Origin of the sequence: Duganella sp. FT27W, from assembly GCF_009295655.1 — a bacterium.
In the GTDB taxonomy this organism is placed as follows: domain Bacteria; phylum Pseudomonadota; class Gammaproteobacteria; order Burkholderiales; family Burkholderiaceae_D; genus Rugamonas; species Rugamonas zoogloeoides.
Genome location: NZ_WHIV01000003.1, coordinates 336,611 through 360,879 on the forward strand (window position 1 = coordinate 336,611; position 24,269 = coordinate 360,879).

Annotated in this window: 21 protein-coding genes; 14 read left to right on the plus strand and 7 right to left on the minus strand. The window is 63.2% G+C overall.

Annotated features, from left to right (window positions below):
* Window positions 1-84: 84 nt before the first annotated feature.
* A complete protein-coding gene (locus F8197_RS13320) occupies window positions 85-648 on the plus strand; it encodes a YXWGXW repeat-containing protein (protein WP_152882260.1) in 564 nt (187 codons plus the stop codon).
* A gap of 8 nt (window positions 649-656) precedes the next feature.
* Window positions 657-1,352, plus strand: a complete 696-nt coding sequence (locus tag F8197_RS13325) for a ribonuclease HI family protein (protein ID WP_308937344.1) — start codon at window positions 657-659, stop codon at window positions 1,350-1,352.
* 156 nt (window positions 1,353-1,508) lie between these two features.
* Here the strand turns inward: F8197_RS13325 and F8197_RS13330 are convergent, their stop codons facing one another.
* Together F8197_RS13330 and F8197_RS13335 are read right to left on the minus strand one after the other, a co-directional pair.
* Window positions 1,509-3,116 carry a methyl-accepting chemotaxis protein gene (locus tag F8197_RS13330; RefSeq protein ID WP_152882262.1) on the minus strand — a complete coding sequence of 536 codons (1,608 nt, stop codon included), beginning with the start codon at window positions 3,114-3,116 and terminating at the stop codon, window positions 1,509-1,511.
* Window positions 3,117-3,220: 104 nt separating this feature from the next.
* Window positions 3,221-3,715 carry a chemotaxis protein CheW gene (locus F8197_RS13335; protein ID WP_019922516.1) on the minus strand — a complete coding sequence of 165 codons (495 nt, stop codon included), beginning with the start codon at window positions 3,713-3,715 and terminating at the stop codon, window positions 3,221-3,223.
* A gap of 141 nt (window positions 3,716-3,856) precedes the next feature.
* Between F8197_RS13335 and F8197_RS13340 the strand changes: the two genes are divergently transcribed.
* The 5 genes from F8197_RS13340 (at window position 3,857) to F8197_RS13360 (ending at window position 8,286) form a co-directional block, all read left to right on the plus strand.
* On the plus strand, window positions 3,857-4,498 hold the full coding sequence (locus F8197_RS13340; protein WP_152882263.1) for an HD domain-containing protein: 642 nt from the start codon (window positions 3,857-3,859) through the stop codon (window positions 4,496-4,498).
* Window positions 4,489-5,736: a TCR/Tet family MFS transporter gene (locus F8197_RS13345; RefSeq protein ID WP_373996868.1), complete on the plus strand. Its 1,248-nt coding sequence runs from the start codon at window positions 4,489-4,491 to the stop codon at window positions 5,734-5,736. Before F8197_RS13340 ends, F8197_RS13345 begins: the two co-directional genes overlap by 10 nt.
* A 198-nt stretch (window positions 5,737-5,934) precedes the next feature.
* Window positions 5,935-7,002 (plus strand): tryptophan--tRNA ligase, encoded by a 1,068-nt coding sequence (gene trpS, locus F8197_RS13350; RefSeq protein ID WP_019922513.1) that lies wholly within the window; start codon window positions 5,935-5,937, stop codon window positions 7,000-7,002.
* Window positions 7,003-7,028: 26 nt separating this feature from the next.
* The gene (locus F8197_RS13355) at window positions 7,029-7,310 is read left to right on the plus strand and encodes a DUF1294 domain-containing protein (RefSeq protein ID WP_152882264.1); all 282 of its coding nucleotides are present in this window, start codon (window positions 7,029-7,031) and stop codon (window positions 7,308-7,310) included.
* A 1-nt stretch (window position 7,311) separates the two neighbouring features.
* Window positions 7,312-8,286 (plus strand): DMT family transporter, encoded by a 975-nt coding sequence (locus tag F8197_RS13360; protein ID WP_152882265.1) that lies wholly within the window; start codon window positions 7,312-7,314, stop codon window positions 8,284-8,286.
* Between the two features lie 11 nt (window positions 8,287-8,297).
* Here the strand turns inward: F8197_RS13360 and F8197_RS13365 are convergent, their stop codons facing one another.
* From F8197_RS13365 to F8197_RS13375, 3 genes are all read right to left on the minus strand, one after another.
* On the minus strand, window positions 8,298-8,915 hold the full coding sequence (locus F8197_RS13365) for an LON peptidase substrate-binding domain-containing protein (protein WP_152882266.1): 618 nt from the start codon (window positions 8,913-8,915) through the stop codon (window positions 8,298-8,300).
* Between the two features lie 308 nt (window positions 8,916-9,223).
* On the minus strand, window positions 9,224-9,514 hold the full coding sequence (locus tag F8197_RS13370; RefSeq protein WP_019922509.1) for an H-NS family nucleoid-associated regulatory protein: 291 nt from the start codon (window positions 9,512-9,514) through the stop codon (window positions 9,224-9,226).
* Between the two features lie 308 nt (window positions 9,515-9,822).
* Window positions 9,823-12,072, minus strand: a complete 2,250-nt coding sequence (locus F8197_RS13375) for a TonB-dependent siderophore receptor (RefSeq protein WP_227012234.1) — start codon at window positions 12,070-12,072, stop codon at window positions 9,823-9,825.
* Between the two features lie 211 nt (window positions 12,073-12,283).
* Here F8197_RS13375 and asd point away from each other — a divergent pair, with 211 nt between their 5' ends.
* Window positions 12,284-13,129, plus strand: coding sequence for an archaetidylserine decarboxylase (asd, locus tag F8197_RS13380; protein WP_373996869.1), 846 nt, complete (start codon window positions 12,284-12,286; stop codon window positions 13,127-13,129).
* Between the two features lie 158 nt (window positions 13,130-13,287).
* On the opposite strand, the gene F8197_RS13385 is transcribed toward asd, so the two are convergent.
* Window positions 13,288-14,370 (minus strand): flavodoxin family protein, encoded by a 1,083-nt coding sequence (locus tag F8197_RS13385; RefSeq protein ID WP_152882267.1) that lies wholly within the window; start codon window positions 14,368-14,370, stop codon window positions 13,288-13,290.
* A 227-nt stretch (window positions 14,371-14,597) separates the two neighbouring features.
* Here F8197_RS13385 and F8197_RS13390 point away from each other — a divergent pair, with 227 nt between their 5' ends.
* Complete coding sequence (locus F8197_RS13390; RefSeq protein WP_019922505.1) at window positions 14,598-14,903, plus strand: hypothetical protein; 306 nt, start codon at window positions 14,598-14,600, stop codon at window positions 14,901-14,903.
* Window positions 14,904-15,058: 155 nt separating this feature from the next.
* Here F8197_RS13390 and F8197_RS13395 read toward each other — a convergent pair whose 3' ends face one another.
* On the minus strand, window positions 15,059-18,214 hold the full coding sequence (locus tag F8197_RS13395) for an NAD(P)-binding protein (RefSeq protein ID WP_152882268.1): 3,156 nt from the start codon (window positions 18,212-18,214) through the stop codon (window positions 15,059-15,061).
* A gap of 110 nt (window positions 18,215-18,324) precedes the next feature.
* On the opposite strand from F8197_RS13395, the gene F8197_RS13400 reads away from it, so the two are divergent.
* The 5 genes from F8197_RS13400 to F8197_RS13420 all read left to right on the plus strand — a co-directional run bounded on the left by F8197_RS13400 (window position 18,325) and on the right by F8197_RS13420 (window position 24,227).
* Window positions 18,325-18,870, plus strand: a complete 546-nt coding sequence (locus tag F8197_RS13400) for a hydrolase (RefSeq protein ID WP_152882269.1) — start codon at window positions 18,325-18,327, stop codon at window positions 18,868-18,870.
* A gap of 154 nt (window positions 18,871-19,024) precedes the next feature.
* Window positions 19,025-19,408 carry a DUF1842 domain-containing protein gene (locus tag F8197_RS13405; RefSeq protein WP_152882270.1) on the plus strand — a complete coding sequence of 128 codons (384 nt, stop codon included), beginning with the start codon at window positions 19,025-19,027 and terminating at the stop codon, window positions 19,406-19,408.
* A gap of 160 nt (window positions 19,409-19,568) precedes the next feature.
* Entirely contained in the window at window positions 19,569-20,201 is a 633-nt protein-coding gene (locus tag F8197_RS13410; RefSeq protein ID WP_152882271.1) for a response regulator transcription factor, read from the plus strand.
* 74 nt (window positions 20,202-20,275) lie between these two features.
* Window positions 20,276-22,009 carry a molecular chaperone HscC gene (locus F8197_RS13415; protein WP_152882272.1) on the plus strand — a complete coding sequence of 578 codons (1,734 nt, stop codon included), beginning with the start codon at window positions 20,276-20,278 and terminating at the stop codon, window positions 22,007-22,009.
* Between the two features lie 7 nt (window positions 22,010-22,016).
* Entirely contained in the window at window positions 22,017-24,227 is a 2,211-nt protein-coding gene (locus F8197_RS13420; protein WP_152882273.1) for a tetratricopeptide repeat protein, read from the plus strand.
* Window positions 24,228-24,269 lie beyond the last annotated feature (42 nt).

Sequence of the window (24,269 nt, forward strand, 5' to 3'; positions counted from 1 at the left end):
GTCATATGTAAAAAGTTGCATCAATCAGCGGTGCTCAATATCGCGCTTGCTATATTGGATTCATCTGCAAACCGGAGACACATCATGACCACACGCTCGCACACCGTTTTCGCCGCCGCCCTGCTGGCCTTGAGCGCCGCGGCCTTTACTCCCACGATCGCCTCTGCCCAGGTGGGCGTAAGCGTGGTGATCGGCCAGGCGCCGCCACCGTTGCGCTACGAGCGCGTGCCGCCACCGCGCAGCGGCTACATCTGGTCGCCCGGCTACTGGGACTGGCGCAGCAACCGCCACGTATGGATCGGCGGCGACTGGGTGGCCGTACGTCCTGGTTACGTCTATTCGCAGCCGCACTGGGTGCAACGCCAGGGCCGCTGGTACCGAGAACAAGCCCGCTGGAACCGTGGCCCTAACGGCGACCGCGATCATGACGGCATCCCCAACCGCTACGACCACCACGACAACCGGGGCCACTACCGTGACGATCGCCGCGACCACCGCAACGACCATCGCGGCGATCATCGCGGAGACAACCGGGGCCGCGGCGACCGCGATCACGACGGCGTGCCGAACCGCTATGACCGCGACCGCGATGGCGACGGCGTTCCCAACCGCCACGACAACCGTCCCGACAATCCTCGCCGTAATTGATGACATTGATGCAGCAACCTGACGAGTTTGAAACGCTGGCCACGGCCGCCTTCCACGGCGAGCGCGTGGCCGCGCGCCGTTTGGCCGCGCGCGCGCACCTCACCGAAGCACAGGCGCTGCACCAGATACTGACGCTGGCGGCAAGCCAGGGCGGGCTGACCGATCTGGCGGCGCTGCTGACCATGCGTGCGCAAGCAAGACAGCTGGACGAGGACCGCCGCGCCGCGCGCCGCGCACAGCAGGCCGACCAGCTGGCGCAGCGCAAGGCGCAACTGGCGCCGCCGCAGGACCGCTGGCGCGGCTGGTTCGACGGCTCCGCTCACCCCAATCCGGGCCGCATCGGCATCGGCGCCCTGCTGTGCGGTCCTGGCGGCGAACGCATCGAGATCAGCCGCCGCGCCGGCCACGGCAACAGCGGCGAGGCCGAATACCTGGCCCTGACCGCGCTGCTGGAAGCGGCCGTGGACGCAGGCGCGCACGACCTGCTGCTGCACGGCGACAGCCAGGTGGTGGTCAACGATGTCAATGCGGGAGGTGAAGCGACCGGCGCAAGCGGCCTGGAAGAGCACCGCGCCCGCGTGCTGGCGCTGATGGAAAAAGTAAGCACCAGCCGCCTGCACTGGGTGCCGCGCCACCGCAACGGCGACGCCGACCGCCTGTCGCAGCAGGCTATCGAACAATCGCCGGCCGAGGAAGAAGACTGAGGGTCTGTCGCAACAAGGAGGAGGCAGCCGATTGCAATGTCTCGGTGGCGGCGGCAAGGCGCGGGCAAGAAGCATGGCAGGCCATGCGATGACGAGCAACGCCGGCCCCGCTGTCGAGGCGCGCAAGCAGCGCCTCATTCCCTGCCGGGATAGCTTCTAAGTGATCTGCAACGCCGCCTTGCGCGGCTTGGCGCCCGGGCGCGACTGGTACGCCATTCCTTCCACCTTGAACACCGCGACCGCCTGCGCCAGCACGGCCGCCTGCTGCTGCATCGATTCCGCCGCAGCGGCGGCCTGCTCGACCAGCGCGGCGTTCTGCTGGGTCACGGCGTCCATCGAGCCGATGGCCTGGTTGACTTCGTTGATGCCGGCGCTTTGCTCGGTGGTGGCGGCGGTGATTTCGGTGATGATGTCGCTCACGCGCGCCACGCTGCTGACGATTTCGTCCATCGTGGCGCCCGCATCGGCCACCAGCTTGCTGCCCTGGTTGACCTTGTCCACCGAGTCGCCGATCAGTTGCTTGATTTCTTTCGCGGCCGACGCCGAGCGCTGCGCCAGGTTGCGCACTTCCGACGCTACCACCGCGAAGCCGCGTCCCTGCTCGCCGGCGCGCGCCGCTTCCACGGCAGCGTTCAGGGCCAGGATATTGGTCTGGAACGCGATGCCGTCGATGACGGCAATGATATCGACAATGCGGCGCGACGACTGATTGATCGAATCCATGGTATCCACCACCTGCGACACCACCTGCCCGCCCTTCACCGCCACCTGCGACGCCGATGCCGCCAACTGGTTGGCCTGGCGCGCGTTGTCGGCATTGTGTTTGACAGCGGACGTCAGCTCCTCCATCGACGACGCGGTTTCTTCCAGCGCGCCAGCCTGCTGCTCGGTGCGGCGCGACAGGTCCTGGTTGCCCTCGGCGATTTCGGTGGACGACGTGGTGATATGGTCGGTACCGCTGCGCACCTCGGTGACGATGCCCAGCAGGCTGGCGTTCATCTCTTTCAGTGCGCCCAGCAGTTGTGACGTTTCGTCGGTGCCTCGATCATCGATGTGGCCGGTGAGATCGCCGCCGGCCACGCGGCGGGCCGCCACCACGGCCGCGCGCAGCGGCCCGGTAATGCCGGACGTGAGCAGCCAGGCGCACAGCACGCCGAAGGCCAGCATCAACGCCGCCAGCACCAGCAGCAGGTTGCGGCTGCTGTCGGCCACGGCGTCGATGTGGGCGGCAGTGGCGTCGATCCGGGCGCGCTGCATCTTGAGCAGATCGGCGATCAGGGCCTGGTACTTTGCGGTGCCGGGGACGAACACGGTATCGAACACGCGCTGCGCCTGTTCCAGGTCGCCAGCTGCCTTGAACTTGCTCAGTTCATCGCGCGAAGACAGGTAGATCTTGCGCTGCGCGCCGATACGGGCGAACAGTTCCTTCTCGTCCGGTTCGGTGATCAGTTCTTCGATCTTCTTCTGGTATTCGGACGAGCGCGCCGATGACGCCTTCGCTTCATCGGCAAAATACGTCGCCAGGCTGGCGTCGGTGCTGCGGGCAATTGCCGTGGTACGCTTGATAGCGCTATCAATGTTACTGGACCAATCGCCGATCATGCGCTCCTTGGCCAGCGGCACCTGCATCATGTCGGCCGTGGCCGACGCCACGCCTTGCAGGCGCCACACGCCGATGCCGGTGATCACCATGGCAAACGCCAGGATGACCGTAAACCCCAGCGCCAGGCGCTTGCCGATACTGATATTCGCCAACATATTCATTCTTGCCTCTTGGTTCAAAAACAATCTGCAACGGATGCCAGCATCGGCAATACATTTAGAAAACATCGAGAACCGTAGCGAGGCGCAGTAGGTTCGCGAGTTTTCTAGGCTGCCATGGCCGTCTTCTCAATCAAGCCCATGTCTTCGCTGGACATCAGCTTGTCGATATCGACCAGGATCAGCATGCGATCTTCAATGGTGCCCAGGCCCACGATGTGGTCGGTGTTGATGGCCGAACCGATTTCCGGGGCCGGCTTGATCTGCTCGTGGGTCAGCGTGGTCACGTCCGACACGCGGTCAACCACCATGCCCACCACGCGGTGGCCGATATTGAGGATGATGACGACCGTGAACTGGTCGTAGCTCGGCGTGCCCAGGTTGAACTTGATGCGCATGTCGACGATCGGCACGATGATGCCGCGCAGGTTGACCACGCCCTTGACGAATTCCGGCGCATTGGCGATGCGGGTCGGGGTTTCGTAGCTGCGGATCTCGCTGACTTTCTGGATATCGATGCCGTATTCTTCCTGGCCCAGGGTAAATGCAAGAAACTCGCCGGCAGGGGAATTGGCGTGCATTTCGGTGACGTTGCTGTTCATTGCGGTAATCCTTCACTAAAAATATGGCCTAATGTTACCTCAAGTCAAGTTTCCAAGCATCAACTATTCACTCGTAAACCTCCCCACCGCACGAAAATAGTGCTTGGGCAAGGTATGATGGCGGTTTGATTGTGGAGTCTCATGGACAGCTTGCTCGACTACTGGCAGCCACGCCTGATCGCCCTGGCCACCGCCGGGCAGGACGACGACGGCGCGCACGATATCAATCACCTGCACCGGGTGTGGCGCAACGCCACCCTGCTGCTGGCCCGGCATGAAGAAGCGGACGCACTGGTGGTGCTGGCCGCCTGCTACCTGCACGACCTGGTCAACCTGCCCAAGAACCATCCCGAGCGCCACCTGGCCTCGCGCCAGGCCGCCGCACTGGCCACGCGCGAGCTGGCTGAGCGCGATTTTCCGGCCGAGCGGCTGGCCGCCGTGGCGCACGCCATCGAGTGTCACAGCTTTTCCGCCGCCCTGCCCGCCCACACCATCGAGGCGCAGATCGTCCAGGACGCCGACCGCCTCGACGCGCTGGGCGCAGTAGGCCTGGCGCGGCTGTTCTACATCGCCGGCCGAATGGGATCGAATCTGGCGCACAGCCATGATCCGCTGGCACGCCACCGCGAGCGCGACGACCGCGCCTATGCGCTCGACCATATCGAGACCAAGCTGGCCACCCTGCCCGGCAAGATGCAGACCGCCACCGGCCGCCAGCTGGGCGAAGAACGGCTGGCGGAACTGCTGGCGTTTCGCGACCGTTTTGCCGAAGAGTGGGCGTAGTGTCGGCGCCGGCAGCCACGCCACGGGCGGCTAATCTCAACTTCATCCTGATCTGCGTGTTCATCGACATGCTGGGCGTGGGCCTGATCGTGCCGGTGCTGCCGGTGCTGGTCGGCCAGTTCACGTCCTCGCGCGACGAACAGTCGCTGTGGTACGGCGTGATGAGCGCCACTTTCGGCCTGATGCAGTTCCTGTTCATGCCCATGCTGGGCGCCTTGAGCGACCGCGTGGGCCGGCGCCCGGTGATGCTGTATTCGATGGGCGGCATGTGCGCCAATTTTCTCGCCACCGCCTGGGCCCCCAACCTGGCCTGCCTGTTCATCGGCCGCGTGATCGGCGGCATGTCGTCAGCCAGCATGTCGGTGGCGGCGGCGTATGCCTCCGACATCTCCACGCCCGAGAACCGCGCCAAGAGCTTCGGCAAGGTGGGCGCGGCGTTCGGCCTCGGTTTCATCTGCGGCCCGATGCTGGGCGGCCTGCTGGGCGGTATCGATATCCACCTGCCGTTCTACGTGGCCGCCGCGCTGTCGGCCGCCAACTTCATCTACGGCTACCTGGTGGTGCCCGAATCGCTGGCGCCGGGCGTGCGCCCGCCGTTCGACAAGGCCCGCCTCAACCCGTTCACCTCCCTGATCAAGCTGGGACGGCGCACCGACATCCGTGGCCTGGTGATCACCTTCACGCTGGTCACCTGCGCCCAGATGATGCTCAACACCACCTGGGTGCTGTACACCACGTTCCGCTTCGACTGGACGCCGGGCCAGAACGGCTTTGCGCTGTTTTGCGTGGGATTGACGGCCGCCGTGGTGCAGGCCGGCCTGCTCGGGGTGCTGATCAAGCGCTGGGGCGAAGTCAAACTGGCGCGGCTGGGGATCATCTCCGGCGCGGTGGCCTATCTCGCCTATGGCCTGGCCACCGAGGGCTGGATGATGTACGCCATCATCGTATGCAATGTGCTGGCCTTTGCCGCCGGTCCGGCGCTGCAAAGCCTGGTCTCGCGCGCCACCCCGGCCAATGAACAGGGCGAGTTGATGGGCTCTCTGCAGTCGATCAGCAGCGCGGGCGTGATCGTGATGCCGCTGCTCGGTTCCGCCATCCTGGCCCGGGTAAGCCAGTTACCAGCGGGAGACTGGCGCATCGGCGCCACCTTCTTCCTGTGCGCGGCAATGCAGGTGGCGGCCATCGTGGTGGCGCGGCGCTACTTTACGACCCACCCGCATGCGACGGACCGGCCTTGACAGACCGGCGCCGAACTGCAACCATACGGCCATGAATTTTTTCACCACATTGCTGCTGAATTGGCGCCGCTCCTAGCGAGCGCGGCCACTATTTCACTGTTTCCCGATAGTGATGTGATACTTTTATCAACGCCGCCCGAGTCTGGTGGCGTTTTTATTCGTCGATCCGGACTTGGGCAACCCAAGGAATACTGCCCGATGAACCAGCCCGACCAGTCCCAAGTTATCTCTTCCGCGCCCGCTGCCAACGCTGCCACCGCAGCCAAGGGTCCGACCGTGATCCTGACCGGCGACCGTCCGACCGGCCCGCTGCACCTGGGCCACTACGTGGGCAGCCTGCGCAACCGCGTCACGTACCAGGACGACTACAAGCAATTCATCATGCTGGCCGACTCGCAAGCGCTGACCGACAATATGGAAGACGTCAACAAGGTCCACCGCAACGTCGTGGAAGTGGCGCTCGACTACCTGGCTGTGGGCATCGACCCGGCCAAATCGACGATCCTGATCCAGTCGCAGATTCCGGAACTGGCCGAGCTGACCTTCTATTACCTGAACCTGGTGACCGTGGCGCGCCTCGAGCGCAACCCGACCGTCAAGGCCGAGATCGTGCTGCGCGGCTTCGAACGCGACATCCCGGCCGGCTTCCTCACCTACCCTGCTTCGCAGGCGGCCGACATTTCGGCCTTCAAGGCGTCGATCGTGCCGGTGGGCGAAGACCAGATCCCGATGATCGAGCAGACCAATGAAATCGTGCGCCGTTTCAACCGCCTCGCCAACCGCGACGTGCTGGTCGAATGCAAGGCGCTGGTGCCGGAAATCGGCCGCCTGCCGGGCACCGACGGCAAGGCCAAGATGAGCAAATCGCTCGGTAACACCATCAACCTGGGCGCCACTGCCGCCGAGATCACCGCCGCCGTCAAGAAGGTCTATACCGACCCGCTGCACCTGCGCGTGGAAGACCCGGGCCACCTGGAAGGCAACGTCGCCTTCATCTACCTCGACGCTTTCGATCCGGAAAAAGACAAGCTGGCGGAAATGAAAGCGCATTACGTACGTGGCGGCCTGGGCGACTCGATCGTCAAGAAGCGCCTGGAAGTGGTGTTGCAGGAAATGCTGGCGCCGATCCGCGCCCGCCGCGAGGAGCTGGCCCAGGACAAGGGCTACATCATGCAAATGCTCAAGGAAGGCACGTTCCGCGCGCGCGAAGTGGCGGCCAAAACCGCCGATGAAGTGAAGGCCGCGCTCGGCCTGTCGTACTTCTGAGCGTGCCCACGCCCGGCGTGTTGACCATGTGGCCGTTGCTGGCCATGTGGCTGGCCTCGGTGTATGCAGTGGCCAGCACCGTCTGTTACATCGTGTATGCCATCGACAAGGCTGCCGCCCGGCGCGGCGAGCGCCGTATTCCCGAGCGCGTTCTGCTGCTGCTCGGGTTCCTGTGCGGCTGGCCCGGTGGCTGGCTGGCCCAGCGCCGGCTGCGCCATAAAACCGCCAAGACTTCGTTCCAGGTCCGGTTCTGGATCTCGGTAACCTTCAACCTTGCCGCCCTCGGCTGGCTGTGCTGGGGCTACTGATATGTGGCGTGGCGTTTTCTGCGGCCTGCTGGCCGGCGCGATGTGGGGCATGGTGTTCATCGTGCCCGCCTACCTTACCGCGTTCACGCCGCTGGAAATGGCCTGCGGGCGCTATATCGCTTACGGCCTGATCGCCGCCGGCCTGCTGCACCGGCGCCTGCCGCCGCTGCTGCGCCGGCTCGACCGCACCGATGTATCGGCCATGGTCAAGCATGCGCTGGCCGGCAACATCGTTTATTACATGCTGCTGGCGCTCGGTGTGCAGATGGCGGGCGTGTCGGCCACGTCGCTGATCATCGGCGTGCTGCCGATTACCGTCACCCTGATGGGCCGCAAGGACCACGGCGCCGTGCCGCTGCGCCAGCTGGCGTGGCCACTGCTGCTGGTCGCGGCCGGGATTGCCTGCATCAACATCGATGTTTTCTCGCACGATGCGGTCACGAGCGCCGGCGCCGGCGCCACGCTGGCAGTCAAGCTGGCCGGCGTGGCGTGCGCCGTCGGCGCCCTGCTGTGCTGGACCTGGTATTCGGTGGACAATGCCCGCTACCTCAAGCGCAATCCGCATTTCAGCAGCGGTGAATGGTCGGCGCTGTACGGCGTCTCCAGCGGGCTGATCGCGCTGGTGATCGCGGCCGTGGCGCTGGCTGTGTTCCATGGCGACGTGACCGGCGCCGGCGCCGTGGCGAGCGGACGCGACTGGACCGTCTTCTGGATCGTCAATGCATTGCTGGCGCTGGGTGCGTCCGTGATCGGCAACCATTTATGGAATATCGCCAGCCGCACGGTGCCGCTGACGTTGTCGGGCCAGCTGATATTGTTTGAAACGCTGTTCGCGCTTGGCTATGGTTTTATCTATCACCAGCAGTGGCCGCGCGTGCTGGAAGTGGCGGCCATGCTGTTATTGGTGACAGGCGTGATGTGGTCGGTGCGCGTGCATGCGCTGGACAGCGCGGGCACCGTGCATCCAGGCGATTAAATATTTCTTTACTACTGGTCCAATAAACCGTTTTCGCTGAGTACGTCCTGGATTAACTCCAGGCGTAATACTGGATTTTCCTGCAACAGCAGGCGCTGTTTTTCTTCCTGTGGCAAGCGCAGTAATTCGCACCAGCGATTCGCCACCCAACCGGCCTCATCTAATCGATAAGGCGGCGACAGCGGCATTTTGGAAATCGAAATCTGTTTTTTTTGCAACGAGCGGATCAGCGAGCCAAGTGCATTGGCCACGTCCTGCTGTTCAGCCGGAACCGGCACCACCATATCTTCGGCCACGTTATCGACATCGGCCATCCATAAACCATGTTTCAACTGGTGCGCGGAACGCACCTGGAAACGCGTGGTACCGATGCACGATATCTGCAACAGGCCCGGCATCGGAGAAACCCATTCGGTAATCCTGGCCATGGTGCCGCCAGTGGATAAAGTATCTTGCTGATCTGGCACGCGTGTTTCGCTGCCTTCAAGCAGGGAAACCACGCCGAATTGTTCGTCTTGTTCGATACAGCGCTTGACCATGTCCAGATAACGAACTTCAAACACTTGCAACGGCAAATGCCCGTCTGGGAACAGAGTGGTATTGAGGGGGAAAAGAGGAATCGAAGCCATGCCGCCATCATCGCACGAAACAGCCGCGACCGGTTTCAGCGCGTTCGCCTTTCATCAGAAAAGCAACGGCTGTAAATGCCGAGAGGGAATGCAAGGCACGCGTTAATTACCATGCGTGGCAAGAGCGCGTGCCTGTCACTGCAAGCAGAGGTTGCAAATAAACTTGCAAAAACTAATACCTAATAATGAATCTCCAAAAAACCGTAGCGAGCGGCTTGCTATCGTCTCGAGTAGCGGAGGCGTACGGATGTACGCTGAGCAACGGAGAGGCGATAGCGAGACGCGCAGTAGGTTTTTGGAGATTCAGATTATTTAATCAGGAATTGGTTCTTGTCTTTACCTTCGAGCCATTTCGGGGCACGGCCACGGCCGGTCCAGGTTTGACCAGTGGCTTCGTCACGGTATTTGGTTGGCACCGGTGCGCGGGTTTTGACTGGTTTAACTTTGGCAACAGTACCCAGGTCGGCAATGGTCAGGCCGTAATCGCGCATGATGGTGGCGATTTGCTCTTTGGCCTTGGTGACTTCGTTTTTACGGGCATTTTCAGCCAGGTTTTCCAGCTCGGCGATTTTTGCTTTGTACTCTTGGTAGGTCGTCATCTTAAATCCTTCTTATCGGCGGGTTGTTCACTAAAAAACCACAAGTGAGAATGTGTGAGAATTTTATAGGCGCAATTTACCATAACTTTGGCGCTTTTCTCCAGAGGCGCACGTTACAAATACCAATATAGCTATAAAACCGGAGTTTTTCCACAAATCTCGTTGTCTATCGAACGCAGGTTCGACCAGTATCATGGCAACAGCGAATCGATAAAGGGATTTGAATCGGCAGGCAGGGACTAAAGGGCCGGATCGATTATCCGGCGCACAGATATACCGGGCAGCATTGCACTGCCCGGTTCAAGACGTTAAAACCGGCGCTCGACCGTCAGGCGGAACTGGGTTTCTCCGGCATTGGTGGTGGAACGGGTCGAGGTTCCCTGGGCATCGGCATACAGGGATTCGGTGGAGTAATCCTGTGCCAGTAAATTCGAGACCGCTACCCGCACATTATTGCGGGTATCAATTTTCCACAACGCATAAACATCGAGATCGCGGCGCACCGAGTTGTATCCGCTCTGGATATCGGTCAGCCGCGCCAGTCCGCCGTTACGGAAACTGAAACTGGTGCCGGTGCTCAGCTCGCCATCGGCGCTTTTATAGTCGAGGCCCACGGTAGCGCTCAGCGGCACTTGCTGGTCGAGCCGGTTGTCCGGTCCCGGCACGCTGTCCACGCGCGACCAGTTGCGGCTGACGCTGGCACGCACATCGATCGCCGGCACGTCGTTGAACATGGCGCGCAGCGGGAACTTGGCTTCCAGTTCGATGCCCCGGGTTTCCGCGCGGCCGTCGTTGACCTGCATCGCCAGCCAGCGTTCGCCATCCTGCATCAGCACATTGTGCGTGTAATCGTCGATCTGGCGCAGCGAGGCGCTGGCGCTGAGCATGGCGCCGTCACCCCAGTAATGTTCGAACGACGCATCGAGGCCCAGCGCCACCTCGGGTTTCAGGCGCGGGTTGCCGCGGCGGTCGGGGTCAAGCCGGCTGTTATTGGCAGAAATGAAATTACGCGGCACCATATTGGAGGTGGCCGGCGCCTTGTAGGTGCGGGTCAGCGCCAGGCGTAGTTGATCTTTCTTGTTGGGCAGCTTGTACAGGGTCTGGAACAGCGGGCTGAGCACGCTGGAGCGCTCGTTGACGGATGCAAAGCCAGCGCCGTCGATCTCGGTCTGGTAGCCCTCCCAGCGCACGCCTGCGTACATCGACCAGCTCGGGCTGACGTTCCACTCGTCCTGGCCATACACTGCCACGCGGGTGATACGGGCGGAAAAATCCTCGTCGAAGTTGGCGGGATTGCTGCCGGGCAGTGGCGCTTCACGCTGGCGGCGCGTGTCGTCGCGGTCGGTCACGCCCACGTCCCAGCCGAGCGACAACGCGTGCTCGGGGGCCTCCACGCCATCCTGGGTGGCCCCCAGCACCAGCGGGCGCGAGTACTTGCCCTGGCTGCTGAAACCCTGCTCGGTGGTTTTTGACACCACCTTGCGGTCCAGCGTGGGCGCTGCACCGCCCTTGCTGCCCAGGTTGTAACCGTCGGACGCATTGCGGTTGCCGCTGATGCCGAACTTGGCGTCGAGCTTGGCGCCATCGCCCAACTGCTTCACCCAGTTGAGGTCGGTACGGGCAAAGCCGTTGTGGCTGCCAAAGCTGCCGTCGATGCGGTCGTAGTCGGGGCCACGGTCGGCGGCCAGCTCCACGCTGGTCAAACTCTGGCTGTTGCTGGTGAAGGTGTTGTAGTTGATAAAAGTTTGCCAGGTCAGGGTGTCGCCGTCACCGAGCGCCCAGTTCAGGCGCGGCGACAGGTTGAAGCCGTCCGACCGGCCACGGTCGGACCAGGTGGATGCGCGCGCCACATCGGGCACGCCAGCGGCATCGGTGCCGGTCTCGTAGCTGGGCGTGGTGCGGTTGTACTGGTAGCGCCAGGCGTTGGCGCCCATCGAGTACGACAGCGCGCCGTCGCGGTCCGACCACTGGATGCTGGCGCTGGGCGAGCTGAACGTGTTGCCCTTGGCGCCGCTGACTTTCACCACGTGCTGGTCGAGCTTGACGGTCTTTTTCAGCACGATATTGATGGTACCGGCAATCGACTGGGTGGAAAACTCGGCGCTGGCCGCGCGCAGCACTTCGATGCGTTCGATCACGTCCGGCGCCAGGTTGTCGATGGAAAAGCCGGCCGGTGCTTTTTCACCGTTGATCAGGATTTGCGTGTAGCCGGAACCGAGGCCGCGCATGCGGATCTCGCCGCCGCCCCGCCCCGCCGCGCCGCCGACGGTAATCCCGGGCAGGCGCTTGAGTACATCGTTGACCGAGGTGTCGCCGTACTTCTGGATTTCCTCGCTGTTCACTACCACCTTGCTGGCGGTATCGTCGCGCCGTGCATCGTAGGTGGCGGCGCTGCCCTTGACCATCACGGTCTGCATGACCGGTGCTTGCGCGCTGGTGGAGTTGGCCTTGACCGGCGCCGGCGCTGGCGCGTCTTCGGCGCGGGCGGCATGGCTGACAAGGAATATGGAGCAAACGGCAGCAGCGATCCGGGTAGGACGCAGGACGGACTTGGACATGGGATGACCAGGAGATAGACGATGGGATGCGTCATTATGCATTGCCCATGTTAAACATTGATGAATTAGGGCACTACTGTTGCGTCCACGCGCCGGTTTGGCGAAATTTCATAACGGGGTTTGGTAAAAATCTCACCGGCGCGTGACTTCGCTACAACAGAGGCGATCCGTTTATAATGCGCGATCGTCTCTTCGTTATTGGAATGCCATCGTGTCCGACCGCCTTGCCGTTTTGCCCCAATACCTGCTTCCCAAGGGAGCGCTGACCAACTTCGCCGGCCGTGTTGCCGGCGCCAAGGGCGGCGCCATGACCACGCGCCTGATCCGCTGGTTCGTGGGCCGTTACGACGTCAACATGGGCGAGGCACTCAATCCGGACATCGCCAGCTACCCGAGCTTCAACGAATTCTTTACGCGCGCCTTGCGCCCGGACGCGCGGCCGCTGGCCGATGCCGCGTTCATCTGCCCGGTCGATGGCCGCATCAGCCAGTTCGGAGCCATCGAGGACGACCAGATTTTCCAGGCCAAGGGCCACAAGTTTTCGACCACCGCGCTGGTCGGCGGCGACGCCGCGCTGGCGGCCAAGTTTCAACATGGCAGCTTCGCCAACCTGTACCTGAGCCCGCGCGACTACCACCGCATCCACATGCCGGTGGACGGCAAGCTCACGCGCATGATCTATGTGCCGGGCGAGCTGTTCTCGGTCAATCCCACCACGGCGCGCGGCATCCCCGGCCTGTTCGCCCGCAACGAGCGCGTGGTATGCGTGTTCGACACGGCCCACGGCCCGTTCGTGATGACGCTGGTGGGCGCCACCATCGTCGGCAGCATGGCCACCGTGTGGCACGGCCTGGTCAACCCGCCGCGCCTGCCCAAGGTCACCGAATGGACATACGACGACCAGAACATCGTGCTCAAAAAGGGGGCTGAGCTGGGCCGCTTCCTGCTGGGCTCCACCGTGGTGATGCTGTTCCCGAAAGACACGCTCTGCTTCAACCCCGGCTGGCAACCGGCCGGCCCGGTGCGACTGGGCGAGGCGATGGCTGCGCTGGCCTGACGTACTGGCCTGATGCGGTGGCCTGACGCGGTGGCCTGACGCGGTGGCCTGACGCGCTGGCCTGACGAAGTGGCCTGACATACTGGCCAGACGTACTGGCCTGACGTACTTGGCCTGATGCGGCGGCTTGACGCAGTGGCCTGAAGCAGTAGCCGGAGCTACTTGGGCCGCGCCGGCGGCACCTCGGCATCGGGCTGTTGCAACTGCCCGGCGCGCAGCAATTTGACCGCCTGCGCCACCGAGGCCGCCACGTTGTGCACCTCCTGCTGGAACGCGTGGTCGCGGTCCAGCACTTCGTGGCTCTCGGCATACGATTCGTAGTAGCCGATGTAGCGGTCCAGCGTGGACTGCTTGCCCGCATCGATCAGCCCCATCCAGGTCAGCCAGTCCGACAGGTTGCGACGCAGGGTTTCGATGCCGGCCACGTCGCCATGCACCACCAGCCCGAACGCCCGGCCCGCCAGGTGCTTGGGATAATCCCACCCCGCCAGTTCGATCGCCTTTGCTTCCGCCGCCTTCTTGCCGTGCGTGGTGGTGGGATCGGGATTGCCGCCATCGGCACAGACCAGCCGGTCGATCATCGACTTGAGCACGGCCGGCGCCTGGTACCAGTAGGTGGGCGTGAGGATGATCACGCCATGCGCGGCCACCCATTTTTCGTAGATTTCCGCCATCCAGTCGCTGGTCTGGCGTTCGGCGTGATTCGGGTAGCACGTGCATGGCCAATGGCACAACGGCATCGCGGTCGAAACGCAGCCCTTGCACGGATGGATGTGCAAATCGTAGCTCGAGGTGAGCAGGCTCAGGTCGAGCACATCGGTCTCGATATCGGACCGGGCCAGCGTCTGCTGCGCCCATTCCACCATGCGGTGGGTCTTGGAGATTTCGCCGGGACAGGTACCATCGTTGCGGGCCGAGGCGTTGATTAGCAATACGCGCGACCGCGTGGCGCCATCCTTCTGCACGCGCTCGGCCTCGATCAGGCGGTCGCGCGTTGCCTTCCACTCCACCGACATATCGTAGTCAGGATCTGCAAAGCCGGGGCCGGCCTTTTGCGTGACCGGCGCCTTCCGGCTGTCGTCATAGTTGCGCCAGGCGACTTCCTCGACCTGGGCCAGCGCATCATGGACATCGTCAAAGCGCGGGTCGGCGTAGGAGCGCATGAATTGCAGGTGAAACTCGTTGCGGCCCAGCTTGGCGGGCGCCTGGCCGGTGCGGACGTCGGGAATGGGTTTGGTCATGATAGTCTCCTTGATACTCCAGCGTGGCACGTGGAGATATCTCCCTCTGTACGCTTGCGTACCTAGATTTCCAGAAGTCTCATCAAGAAGCTTCCTACATTTGCACGGCATGTGCGCCTACGCGCGAGGCAAGGGGGAAGGCATAGAATGTGAGTTCGGGCAATGACAATGTTAAATTTAACGTTGCCATTTCAGCACTTTTTCAGCACCTTTCCAGGAGAATCATCATGAACCAAGCGAACAAACGCGGTTTCAAACCCGGCGCCAACATGCCGCACGACGATTACGATCCCATGGAACAGGGCATGTCCGACAGCGGCAACCACGCCGTGGGCCATCCCGGCAACGACAACCCCACCACCAACGCACAACACGGCCGCCAGCCCGCCCGCTCCGAGCAAAGCGTGCGCCAGGGTAACCTGGGCCGCAGCTACTACGACAGCAAGCAAGCCGCCTCCGCAGCCGCCCAAACCACCCACCGCTACAACGCCGCCGGCGCCAGGGGCGACAGCAATACCGGCAAGAGCCGCTAAGCACACCACTGCAGAACACGGGCGCAGCTAGCGCCCTTTTTGTGTATCGAGCGGACGTCTCGGAGCACCTCCAGAGCGAGGCGCAGCAACAAAGACAGTACGAATGTACGGCGAGTTGCTGCAACGAAGCGCTGGTGGCTTCGTTTGGCGCTCCATCAGATGAAGTCGGTTTCGCCGTCTATATCTACTGGGTAGCCACTAATCGCACGCGACGTCTGCATCCCCGCCATCACCGCCGCCTCCACGCAACCGGCATTGAGACCAGTCTTGATCCAATCCCCAGTCAAAAACAGGTTGCTGAACCCCGACTGATCGGTGCGCAGCCGGTATTTCGTACTCCCCACCACCGACATCACGTAACGCTCCGACGGATCGACATTGGCGCGCCAGTACTGGGCGTCGAAGCGTTGTACGCCGGTGGCGTCCGAGCCATCGACCAGCCATTGCCACGGGAACGCGCCGGCGGGGCCGGCAGCCGACCACAGCGCAGCGATCTCGTGGCTGAGCTGGTTGATCGCGCCCTCTTTCGCCTGCAGCGCCATGCGCGCCGGGAAGCCGGTGTCGGTGGCCGGCGGGTAGTCGGTCACGGTCAGCGCGCTGCAGAAGTACGAGACGTTGCGCGGCTCGAGTCCGGCCGGCCAGTCTTCGCGCACCAGCAGCTGGTCCATCGGCGCCCAGGTGTCGTACGGCTCGGTAAAGCCGCTGAGCACCGGTTGCTGGCCCTTGGGCTGGTAGCTCCAGCCCATCTGGGTCAGATCCTTGTCCAGCCACACCTGGTAGGCTTGCGTCGCCACCGTCTTCACATGTTCGGACGTGGCCAGCAGCGCCGGGCTTTGCGCCAGCAACTGCGGGCACAGCACCGGCAGCGAGCCGATCGAAATGCCGAACACCACCTGGTCGAAATCGATGCCGCGCTTGAGCGTGTGCGTGGGCAGCGGCTTGCCGAAGCGTTCCTGGTACTGCTGCGGCCAGTCGGTCCAGTGCGACTCCAGGTTGATTTCCTTGACTTGCAGCAGCTCGGCCTGGTCGGGATCGAGCTGCTCGTACAAAGGCTGGCTCGGCCAGCAAGCCAGGCCCTTGACGTCCACCAGCGGGTAGTATTCCTGGCCGGCGGCCATGGTCACCTGTTCGGTCATGCGGATGCTGCCGATCTGCGACCCGTCCGGCACCAGCTCCTCGACCTTGTGGAAGAACTTGAACTTGACGCCGCGCGCCACCAGCGCCTCGTACAGCGGCGTAAACACCACGTCGCCCATGCCGGCCTGCATCTTGAACATGATGCCGCCCTTGTAGCACAGGCCGATGCGCGCCATCGCCCGCAGCAGCGTGCCGGCCTCGATATTCGGCTTGCCGAAGTCCCCGCCCTCGTAGGCAAACACCAGGTCGTAGAAGCCGCGCACCGGCGCCGAGTTGACCGACAGCTCCTCGTTGCCGCCATGCTTGCGCAGCCAGGCGCGGAAATCGATGTCGTTGATGACATTGAAGCCGTGCTTGAGCACGCCGTCGTCGAACACGCCCTTCATGACGGTAGTGCCGAGGTCGATGCAGATGAACAGGCGGCGGACATCGTCCATGATGTCGGCGCCGGCGCCACTGGCGTTGGCGCTTTCCGCGCGCGCCAGGAGCTTGCCGTAGCGGCTGTGCAGGCGCGAGCGCACGCCGGCCATTACACCGGCCAGCGCGTGGTGCTCGAGCGCGCTATGGCGGCGGGTATCGGGCGACAAATTGGCCACCATGCCGGACAAGGCGCTGCCCAGCAATTTGAAGTCGTCGGCCAGCTCGCCCACGGTGTTGGCCACGCCCTCGGCCAGGTGGTACAGCCAGTCGGGCACGATGCCGGTGTGATGGGGGTGGTCTTCGAGGCCCAGCGCTTCGGTCAGGCGGTCTAGGCTCTTGATCCATTTTTCGATCCAGCCGACCATGGCCACGGCCAGCTGCCACAAGGTGATTTCCTGGTCGCCCTCGCCCGGCACGCCCGGCAGGGTCGGGAACACGATCGACCAGTTGCGCCAGTGGCCGCGCACGTCTTCCGACAGCGCCACGTAGTCGTGCTGCTTGAAGGCGTCCTGCCAGGTGGCCAGCGGGGCGCCGGGTGGACGGTGCAAGCTGCCGTACGCTTGCTTGATCATCTTGAAGGCATTGGTGTAGAAGCCGAACCAGATGTGCAGGCCGTGCTCCTCGATGCGCTGGCCATATTGCGGGTTGCGCCCGCTGGCGCCCTTGCCGCCCAGCCGCCAGCCCTGCTGGTACACGGTGATGTCGTAGTTGTTCTGCCAGCCCGGCTGGTCGCTCAGGTAGTACGCCGCTGTCATAGCCGACACGCCGCCGCCAAGCACGGCAATCTTTTGCGGCGCGATGGTGGAGTTGTCGATCAGCTCCTCGCCCGGCTGGGCAGTGAAATCGAAATTGAGGTTGAACGGCAGGATCGCTTGCTGCGGCCCCAGCTTGAAGCCGAGGGTCTGGTCGAGCGGGAAGCTGTCGAAGGCGTGCAGCACGGCCTGGTACTCGTAGCCGAGCAGCTTGCCGCCGTGGATTTTCTCGATGGTGGCAGGCGCGGCCAGGATGGCCTGGTAGACGGCCTTGATGCCGGCGCTGTCGGGGAACTGCTTGAGGAAGATCTGGTCGATGCGCGGGTTGCGCAGCAGCGAGATGATGTCGTCCCACCCCGCCACGTCGAGGTTGAAGAAATCGGGGATCGACAGGAATAGCGTGATCGCTTCCTCGATCAGGTCGAGCACGCTGTGCACGGGCTTTTCGATCCCGGTCTTGTGGGTGGCGTTGACTTCCAATAACGGGTGCAGCGCAATGCGGGTTTCTGGCGAAAACGGCTGAAAACCCTTGGCAGCCACCGCACAGCGCAGCGGCTCGGTGCCGGCGGTCGGGATCTCGTATTCGCACAGGTATTTCGGGTAGCCGAACAGCTCGCGGCCGTTGATCAGCGCCATGCCGTCATCGACAAAAATGTGCGCCGGGTAGTAATAGATGTGGGCCAGCTCGCCCTCTTCGTCCATGGCGCCCACCATGATCCAGGTGACGATGTCGATCTCGGTGATCCAGCCCTTGGCCTGGTCCACCGTCACCGCCGAATTGGCGTGATTAACGCGCGTAAACGTGGTGAGCACGTACGGAGAAATCGCCTTGAAGCGCATCCGTGCACCGGCCACGCAGTTAAGCGTGTCGTCGAGCGTGGCCTGCAGGCGGGCGCTGTCGCCCTTGATGAAAAAGCCGTACATCTCGGCGTTTTTCAATTGCAGCGGCGAGTGCATCAACGCCGAACCGCCCTGATAAATGTATGAAGGTCTGGTTGCCATAAAAGCTTAGGTTAAGGATTGAACAAGATCAATAGTGTAGGACAAAACTCGGACAAATTGCCGATTAAGTTGCCGAAATAAAATTTTCGCTGCTGGTGTACGATCTGGCGATGACCCAACACGCTTCCCACAAACCCGATGGCCGCACGTCCATCCTGCTGCCTTCCGGCTTCGTCCTCAACCTGCTGGCGCCGGACGCTACCGGACTGCCCATCACCGACATCGCGCTGTGCCTGGCTTCGCAACCGCGCTGGGGCGGCGCCGCCCGGCCCTGGTACTCGGTTGCCGAACACTCGATCATGTGTTCGCGCCTGGTAGCGCCCGAACACGCGTACGCCGCGCTGCTGCACGACTGCGAGGAATTCCTCGGCGACTGGCCGTCGCCGGTCAAGGTCATGCTCGGAAGGGATTATGTAAAAGAACGCATGCATCCCGTCAAGCAGGCGCTGCGGCGCCGCTTCGGCTTCCAGGACGACGTCCCGGCAATCAAGCACGCCGACCTGGTGTGCATGGCTACCGAGCTGCGCGACCTGCTGCCGCCGGCCTGGATGGAATGGGGCCACCTGCCGCCACCGGCCGAAGCCGTCATCGTGCCGGTGGGTCCGGAGCGCGCGTATGCGTTGTTCCTGGAACGGTTCGAAGAGCTGCGGCCTTGACATGTAAAGACCGCCGGTTGACATGACAAAACCTCGCATTTGACAGCGGGCCACTACGGTTTTACTGGACTTTCAGGCTGGCACAGCCTTTGCAATAAGGCCCGTGCAGTACCAAAACCGGGAACTCCAACTAAACCAAACTCAAGAGGTCATCATGTCTGAACAAAATGCATTGGCAGGCGCTTATCTGGTCAAAGGCACGATCGGCAACGTCGGCTTGCCGGGCGCGCCCATCGTCAGCTTCGCCCTGGTGGTGGTGCCGTCCACCCACAGCGTGACGGGCAGCGTGCACGTCACCCAGGCCGTCGAGAACGGCAATTACACGGGCCAGGTGTCCGGCACCATCTATGCCACCGGCTTCGGTAACGTCACCCAGGTCGTCGCTCTGACCGGCTCCATCCGCCCCGACAGCCCGTCGACGGTCGTGCTGCCATTCGAAGCCCACCTGGCCATCAACGGCGAGTGGAACGGCACCGGCGGCTTCAACTACGCCAACGTGCACGTGGAAAACGTACCGGTGGCCCGCGCAGTGCAATAAGCGCGCAGCGCGTCATAGGGAGTGGCCATCGCTCACTCTTTCGGGTGATGGCCATGGTGAATTTAACCTTTTTAACCGTTTCACCATACCTTTGTATAACTATCCGTAACCGCCAGCTTTGCGCAAAATGTGCTCATCCAACCACACGAGGAGCACGACCATGAATACCCTGACTTCCGCATCCATCGTTATCGCCGACGTACACCCGCTGATCCGTGCCGGCATGGCGTCGCTGATCGAAAAGCAGGATTCGTTCACCTTGCTGGGCCAGGCCGCCAGCGGCATGCAGGCGATGGAAATGTGCGACCGGCTGCAACCGGACCTGCTGCTGATGGACCTGAACATGCCCGACTGCGACGGCATCGAAGCGATCGGCCGCATCAGCGCCCGTCATCCCGGCGCCAAGATCATCATCCTCAGCGGCCACGAAGGCGAAGACGAAGCCGACCGCGGCATGCGCGCCGGCGCCAGCGCCTACATGGCCAAGAGCGCGCCGCTCGACGACTTGATGGCCTGCATCCACACCGTGCTGTCCGGTAAAAAATACATGATGCCGGAAATGGCGATCAAGCTTGCCAGCCGCATCCACGGCAACCAGCTGACCCCGCGCGAGCGCGACATCCTCGGTCACCTGGCCACCGGCATGAGCAACAAGGTCATCGCCCGCGCCGCCGGCATCGGCGTCGGCACCGTCAAGTTCCACGTCAAGAGCATCATGTCCAAGCTGAACGTTTGCACCCGCACCGAGGCAGCCATGGTGGCGGCGCGCCGGGGCCTGGTCCATTTCGCCTGATATTTTCAGTCCAGCAACACCATTACAAAGTTTGCAAGTTGTGCTAGCATAACTATTTTTGCTGAGCACCAAAAATGATCGTCGGGATAGATTTAGGCACAACCAACAGTTTGATCGCAGTATGGGAAGACGGCGCCGCGCGCCTGATTCCGAACAGCCTGGGAGAAATCCTGACACCGTCGTGTGTCAGTGTCGACGAGGACGGCACCATCCTCGTCGGCCGGGCTGCCCGCGAACGGCTGCAAACCCATCCCGACCGCACGGCTGCCGTGTTCAAGCGCTACATGGGCAGCGACCGCACGCTGCGCCTGGGCCAGCGCGATTTCCGGCCCGAGGAATTGTCGGCGCTGATCCTGCGCTCGCTGAAGGAAGACGCCGAGGCCGTACTGGGCCACCCGGTGACGGAAGCCATCATCACCGTGCCCGCCTACTTTTCCGACAGCCAGCGCAAGGCCACGCGCGCAGCCGGCCAACTGGCCGGCCTGAAGGTGGACCGGCTGCTGAACGAGCCGACCGCTGCGGCGCTTGCTTACGGCATCCACCAGCGCGATGCCGAAACCCGCTTCCTGGTCTTCGACCTCGGTGGCGGCACCTTCGACGTGTCGGTGCTCGACTTGTTCGAGGGCGTGATGGAAGTGCGCGCTTCGGCCGGCGACAATATGCTGGGCGGCGAAGACTTCGTGCTGGCCATGGTCGATCATTTTCTGGCCCACCACAAGCTGCCGGCCACGCTCAAGAACGAGCCGTATTTCATGCAGCGCCTGCTGGCGTCGTGCGAACGGGCAAAGCGCGCGCTGAGCGACACTGCCAGCGCCAGCATTGAGATTTACCACGACGACACCCAGTACACGCTGGCGCTGGACGAAGCGGCGCTGGAACGCATCTGCACGGTGCTGCTGCGCCGCCTGCGCGATCCGATCGAACGGGCGCTGCGCGACGCCAACCTGAAAATCTCCGAACTCGACAACATCGTGCTGGCCGGCGGCGCTACCCGCATGCCCGTGGTGCGCAAGCTGGTGGCGCGCATGTTCGGCCGCTTCCCTGCCTGCGACATCAATCCCGACGAAGTGGTGGCGCTCGGTGCGGCCGTGCAGGCCGGCCTGAAAATGCGCGACGCCGCGCTGGACGAAGTGGTAATGACCGATGTCTCGCCCTATTCGCTGGGCATCGAGGTGTCGATGCAGCTGGGCGAACGCAATTTCGCCGGCGGCCACTTCGATCCCATCATCGAGCGCAATACGCCGGTGCCGGTCAGCCGCGTCAAGCAGTACCACCCGGTGAGCGACAAGCAGAAATGGCTGGAGCTGCGCGTGTTCCAGGGCGAGGCGCGCATGACGCGCGATAACATCCTGCTCGGCAGCCTGAAAGTGAAACTGGCTGGCGGCGCCATTACCGACAGCGGCGTCGATATTCGCTTTACCTACGACGTCAACGGCCTGCTGCAAGTGGAGGCGACCGTGACCGCCACCAGCGCGGTGCACACGCTGGTCATCGAAGGCAATCCGGGCCTGCTGTCGGAAGCTGATATCGCCAAACGTTTTGTCTCGCTGTCGGAACTCAAGATCCACCCGCGCGATCGCATCGAACACCGCACCCTGCTGGCGCGCGGCGAACGGCTGTACCAGCTGATGCGCGGCCAGGGCCGCGAATGGTTCGGCGCCCAAATCGTGCTGTTCGAGCAGGCGCTCGACAGCCAGGACAAGCGCGTGGTCGAACCGGCCCGCAAGCAGTTCGAGGCCATGCTCAACGATATCGAGCATGACAGCTTCGTTACGCCACTAAGTATGCCACCCAACGAACCGCAATAAGGCTGTGATGGAACTGATGTTTTTGCAACGGCTGTCGCTGGCCGGGGATGCCGACGAGCGCACCATACGCCGCGCCTATGCGCGCGAACTCAAGCTGATCGACCAGGAGCACGACGCGGCCGGTTTCCAGAGCCTGCGCGAAGCGTACGAGGCGGCGCTGTTCTGGGTGCGCAATCCCGAGTATTTCGCCGGTGATGATGATGGCGATGGCGATGGCGAAGATAAGCGCGCGCAAGTGCAGGCCGACGCGCCACCCGCCCCTGATGCCGGCAGCACCGAGATTATCAAAGCCACCGCATTGCCAGCCGAGGTGCTGCCGGCCGACGAAGACCCGCAAGCGCTGGGCGACGAAGTTTTCGAAGAATTCACTGCGCGCCTGCCCGCGCTGGCCGCCGCCGCGCACGGTCCGATCAAAAGCGAAACGCCGTGGACGCAAGCCCTGCAAACCTGCCTGGACGACCTGCGCCTGTTCGGTATCGACGCGCGCGAGCAGTTCGAGCGGCGCGTGGCAATGCTGCTGGCAGAGGGCTGGCGGCCGGGCCACGAGGCGCTGCTGGTGGCAGCCGTGGACACTTTCGGCTGGGCGGCCGACCGCCGCCGCGTGCAGGGATTGGGACACGCCGGCATGCTGATCGACATATCCATCGACGAGCGCGCGCTATTCGATTCGCAGGACGACGGCGACACCGACGACCAGCGCCGACTGCTGCAACGCCTGCGCGATCCGGCCCTGGCCATACCCACGTGGCGCGAGCTGGCGCTGCAATCGCATACGCTTGAGACCATGGTATCGCGCTTCCCGAACTGGCTTTCCATGGTGGCGGATGTCGACACCATCGTCAGCTGGCGCAAGATGAACGAGGCCATGCCGGGCTGGCGCCGCGCGCTGGCGCTGCTGGGGCAGAAGCGCCCGGCATCCAGCGGCAAGCTGGACAGCGGGGGTTCCAGCTGGCGCTGGGGCTGGCTGGCATTCGTGATCGCCGTATTCCTCATCCGCATGCTGGTCAACAGCGGCAACCACAAGGCCGACACTGCGCCACACGGCGCCATCCTCGACGAAATGGCCCTGGTAGACCAGGCCGAAAATCAGTACTTCGCCGGCCAGATGGAAGCGGCGATGACAAGCCTGGACCAGGCCAACGCCCTGAAGCCCGACTTTGCCGACGCCTACGCCATGCGCGCCTACCTGTGGCAACTGGCCGGCGCAGACCAGCCGATCGACAGCATGCTGGAAAAAGCGGCCGCGCTCAATCCCGACTCCGTACGGCTGCTGCGCCTGCGCGCTGCAATCTCGGCCAATCGCGGCAACTACCAGGAAGCACTGCGCGATATCGACCGGCTGCTGCCCGGCGACGAGGACCTCTATTTCACGCGGATCTTGCAGGTCGAAGTCCTGCTCAATGTACAGCGGTCGCCGGAAGCGCTGGAACAACTGGAATCGATGCTCACGCATTTCAGCGACAAGCCGCGCGTGTATCACCTGATCGCCTTTATCCACAAAAAAAACGGCAACATGGAGAAGGCCATGGAGGTGCTGATGCGGGGCGTGGCCAGCGCGCCCGACGCCACGATGTACCTTGACCACGCCCTGCTGCGCCCGGCCAGCGACCGGGCCGGCAGGGAGCGCGACTTCGACTCGGCCCTTGCGCTGACCGACAATCCGATAGGAGTACTCAGTGCACGGGCATGGTGGGAGCGCGAAGCGGGCCGTCCGGACGACGCCATCGCCACCTACAAGCGAGCGATGGAGCGCCTGGACGATACCGATACCGTGATCCAGCTGCTGGCGTTGCGCAGCGTGGCCTACACCATGGCGGGCAAGCCGGACCAGGCCGCTGACGATGTGGAAAAGGCCCGCACCCGGGCCGACACGGCACAGCGGCTCAACAATCTCGCATGGATCCTGGCCACGAACAATGCCGCCCTGCCCACCGCGCTGACGCTGGCGCAAAAGGCCAATGCCGGCCAGCCGGACGCACCGGCCTTCCTCGACACCGAAGGCGTGATCCTGCTGCGCCTGGGCAAATTCGATCAGGCGGTCGAGCGTTTCGACCGCGCCCTGGCGCTGGCGCCCGCCATGGCCGGCACCCAGTTCGTACGCGGCATCGCCAGACAACACCTGGGCCAGCATGCCGGCGCTGCAGCGGATCTGAAAGCGGCGCGGGCAAAACGCCCCGGCATCGACGCCGAGTACGCCAGCTACGGCATCAAACCGTAATCGGATAGTAAGCTGGCGCACCGAACTCCCCCAATGGCAGAG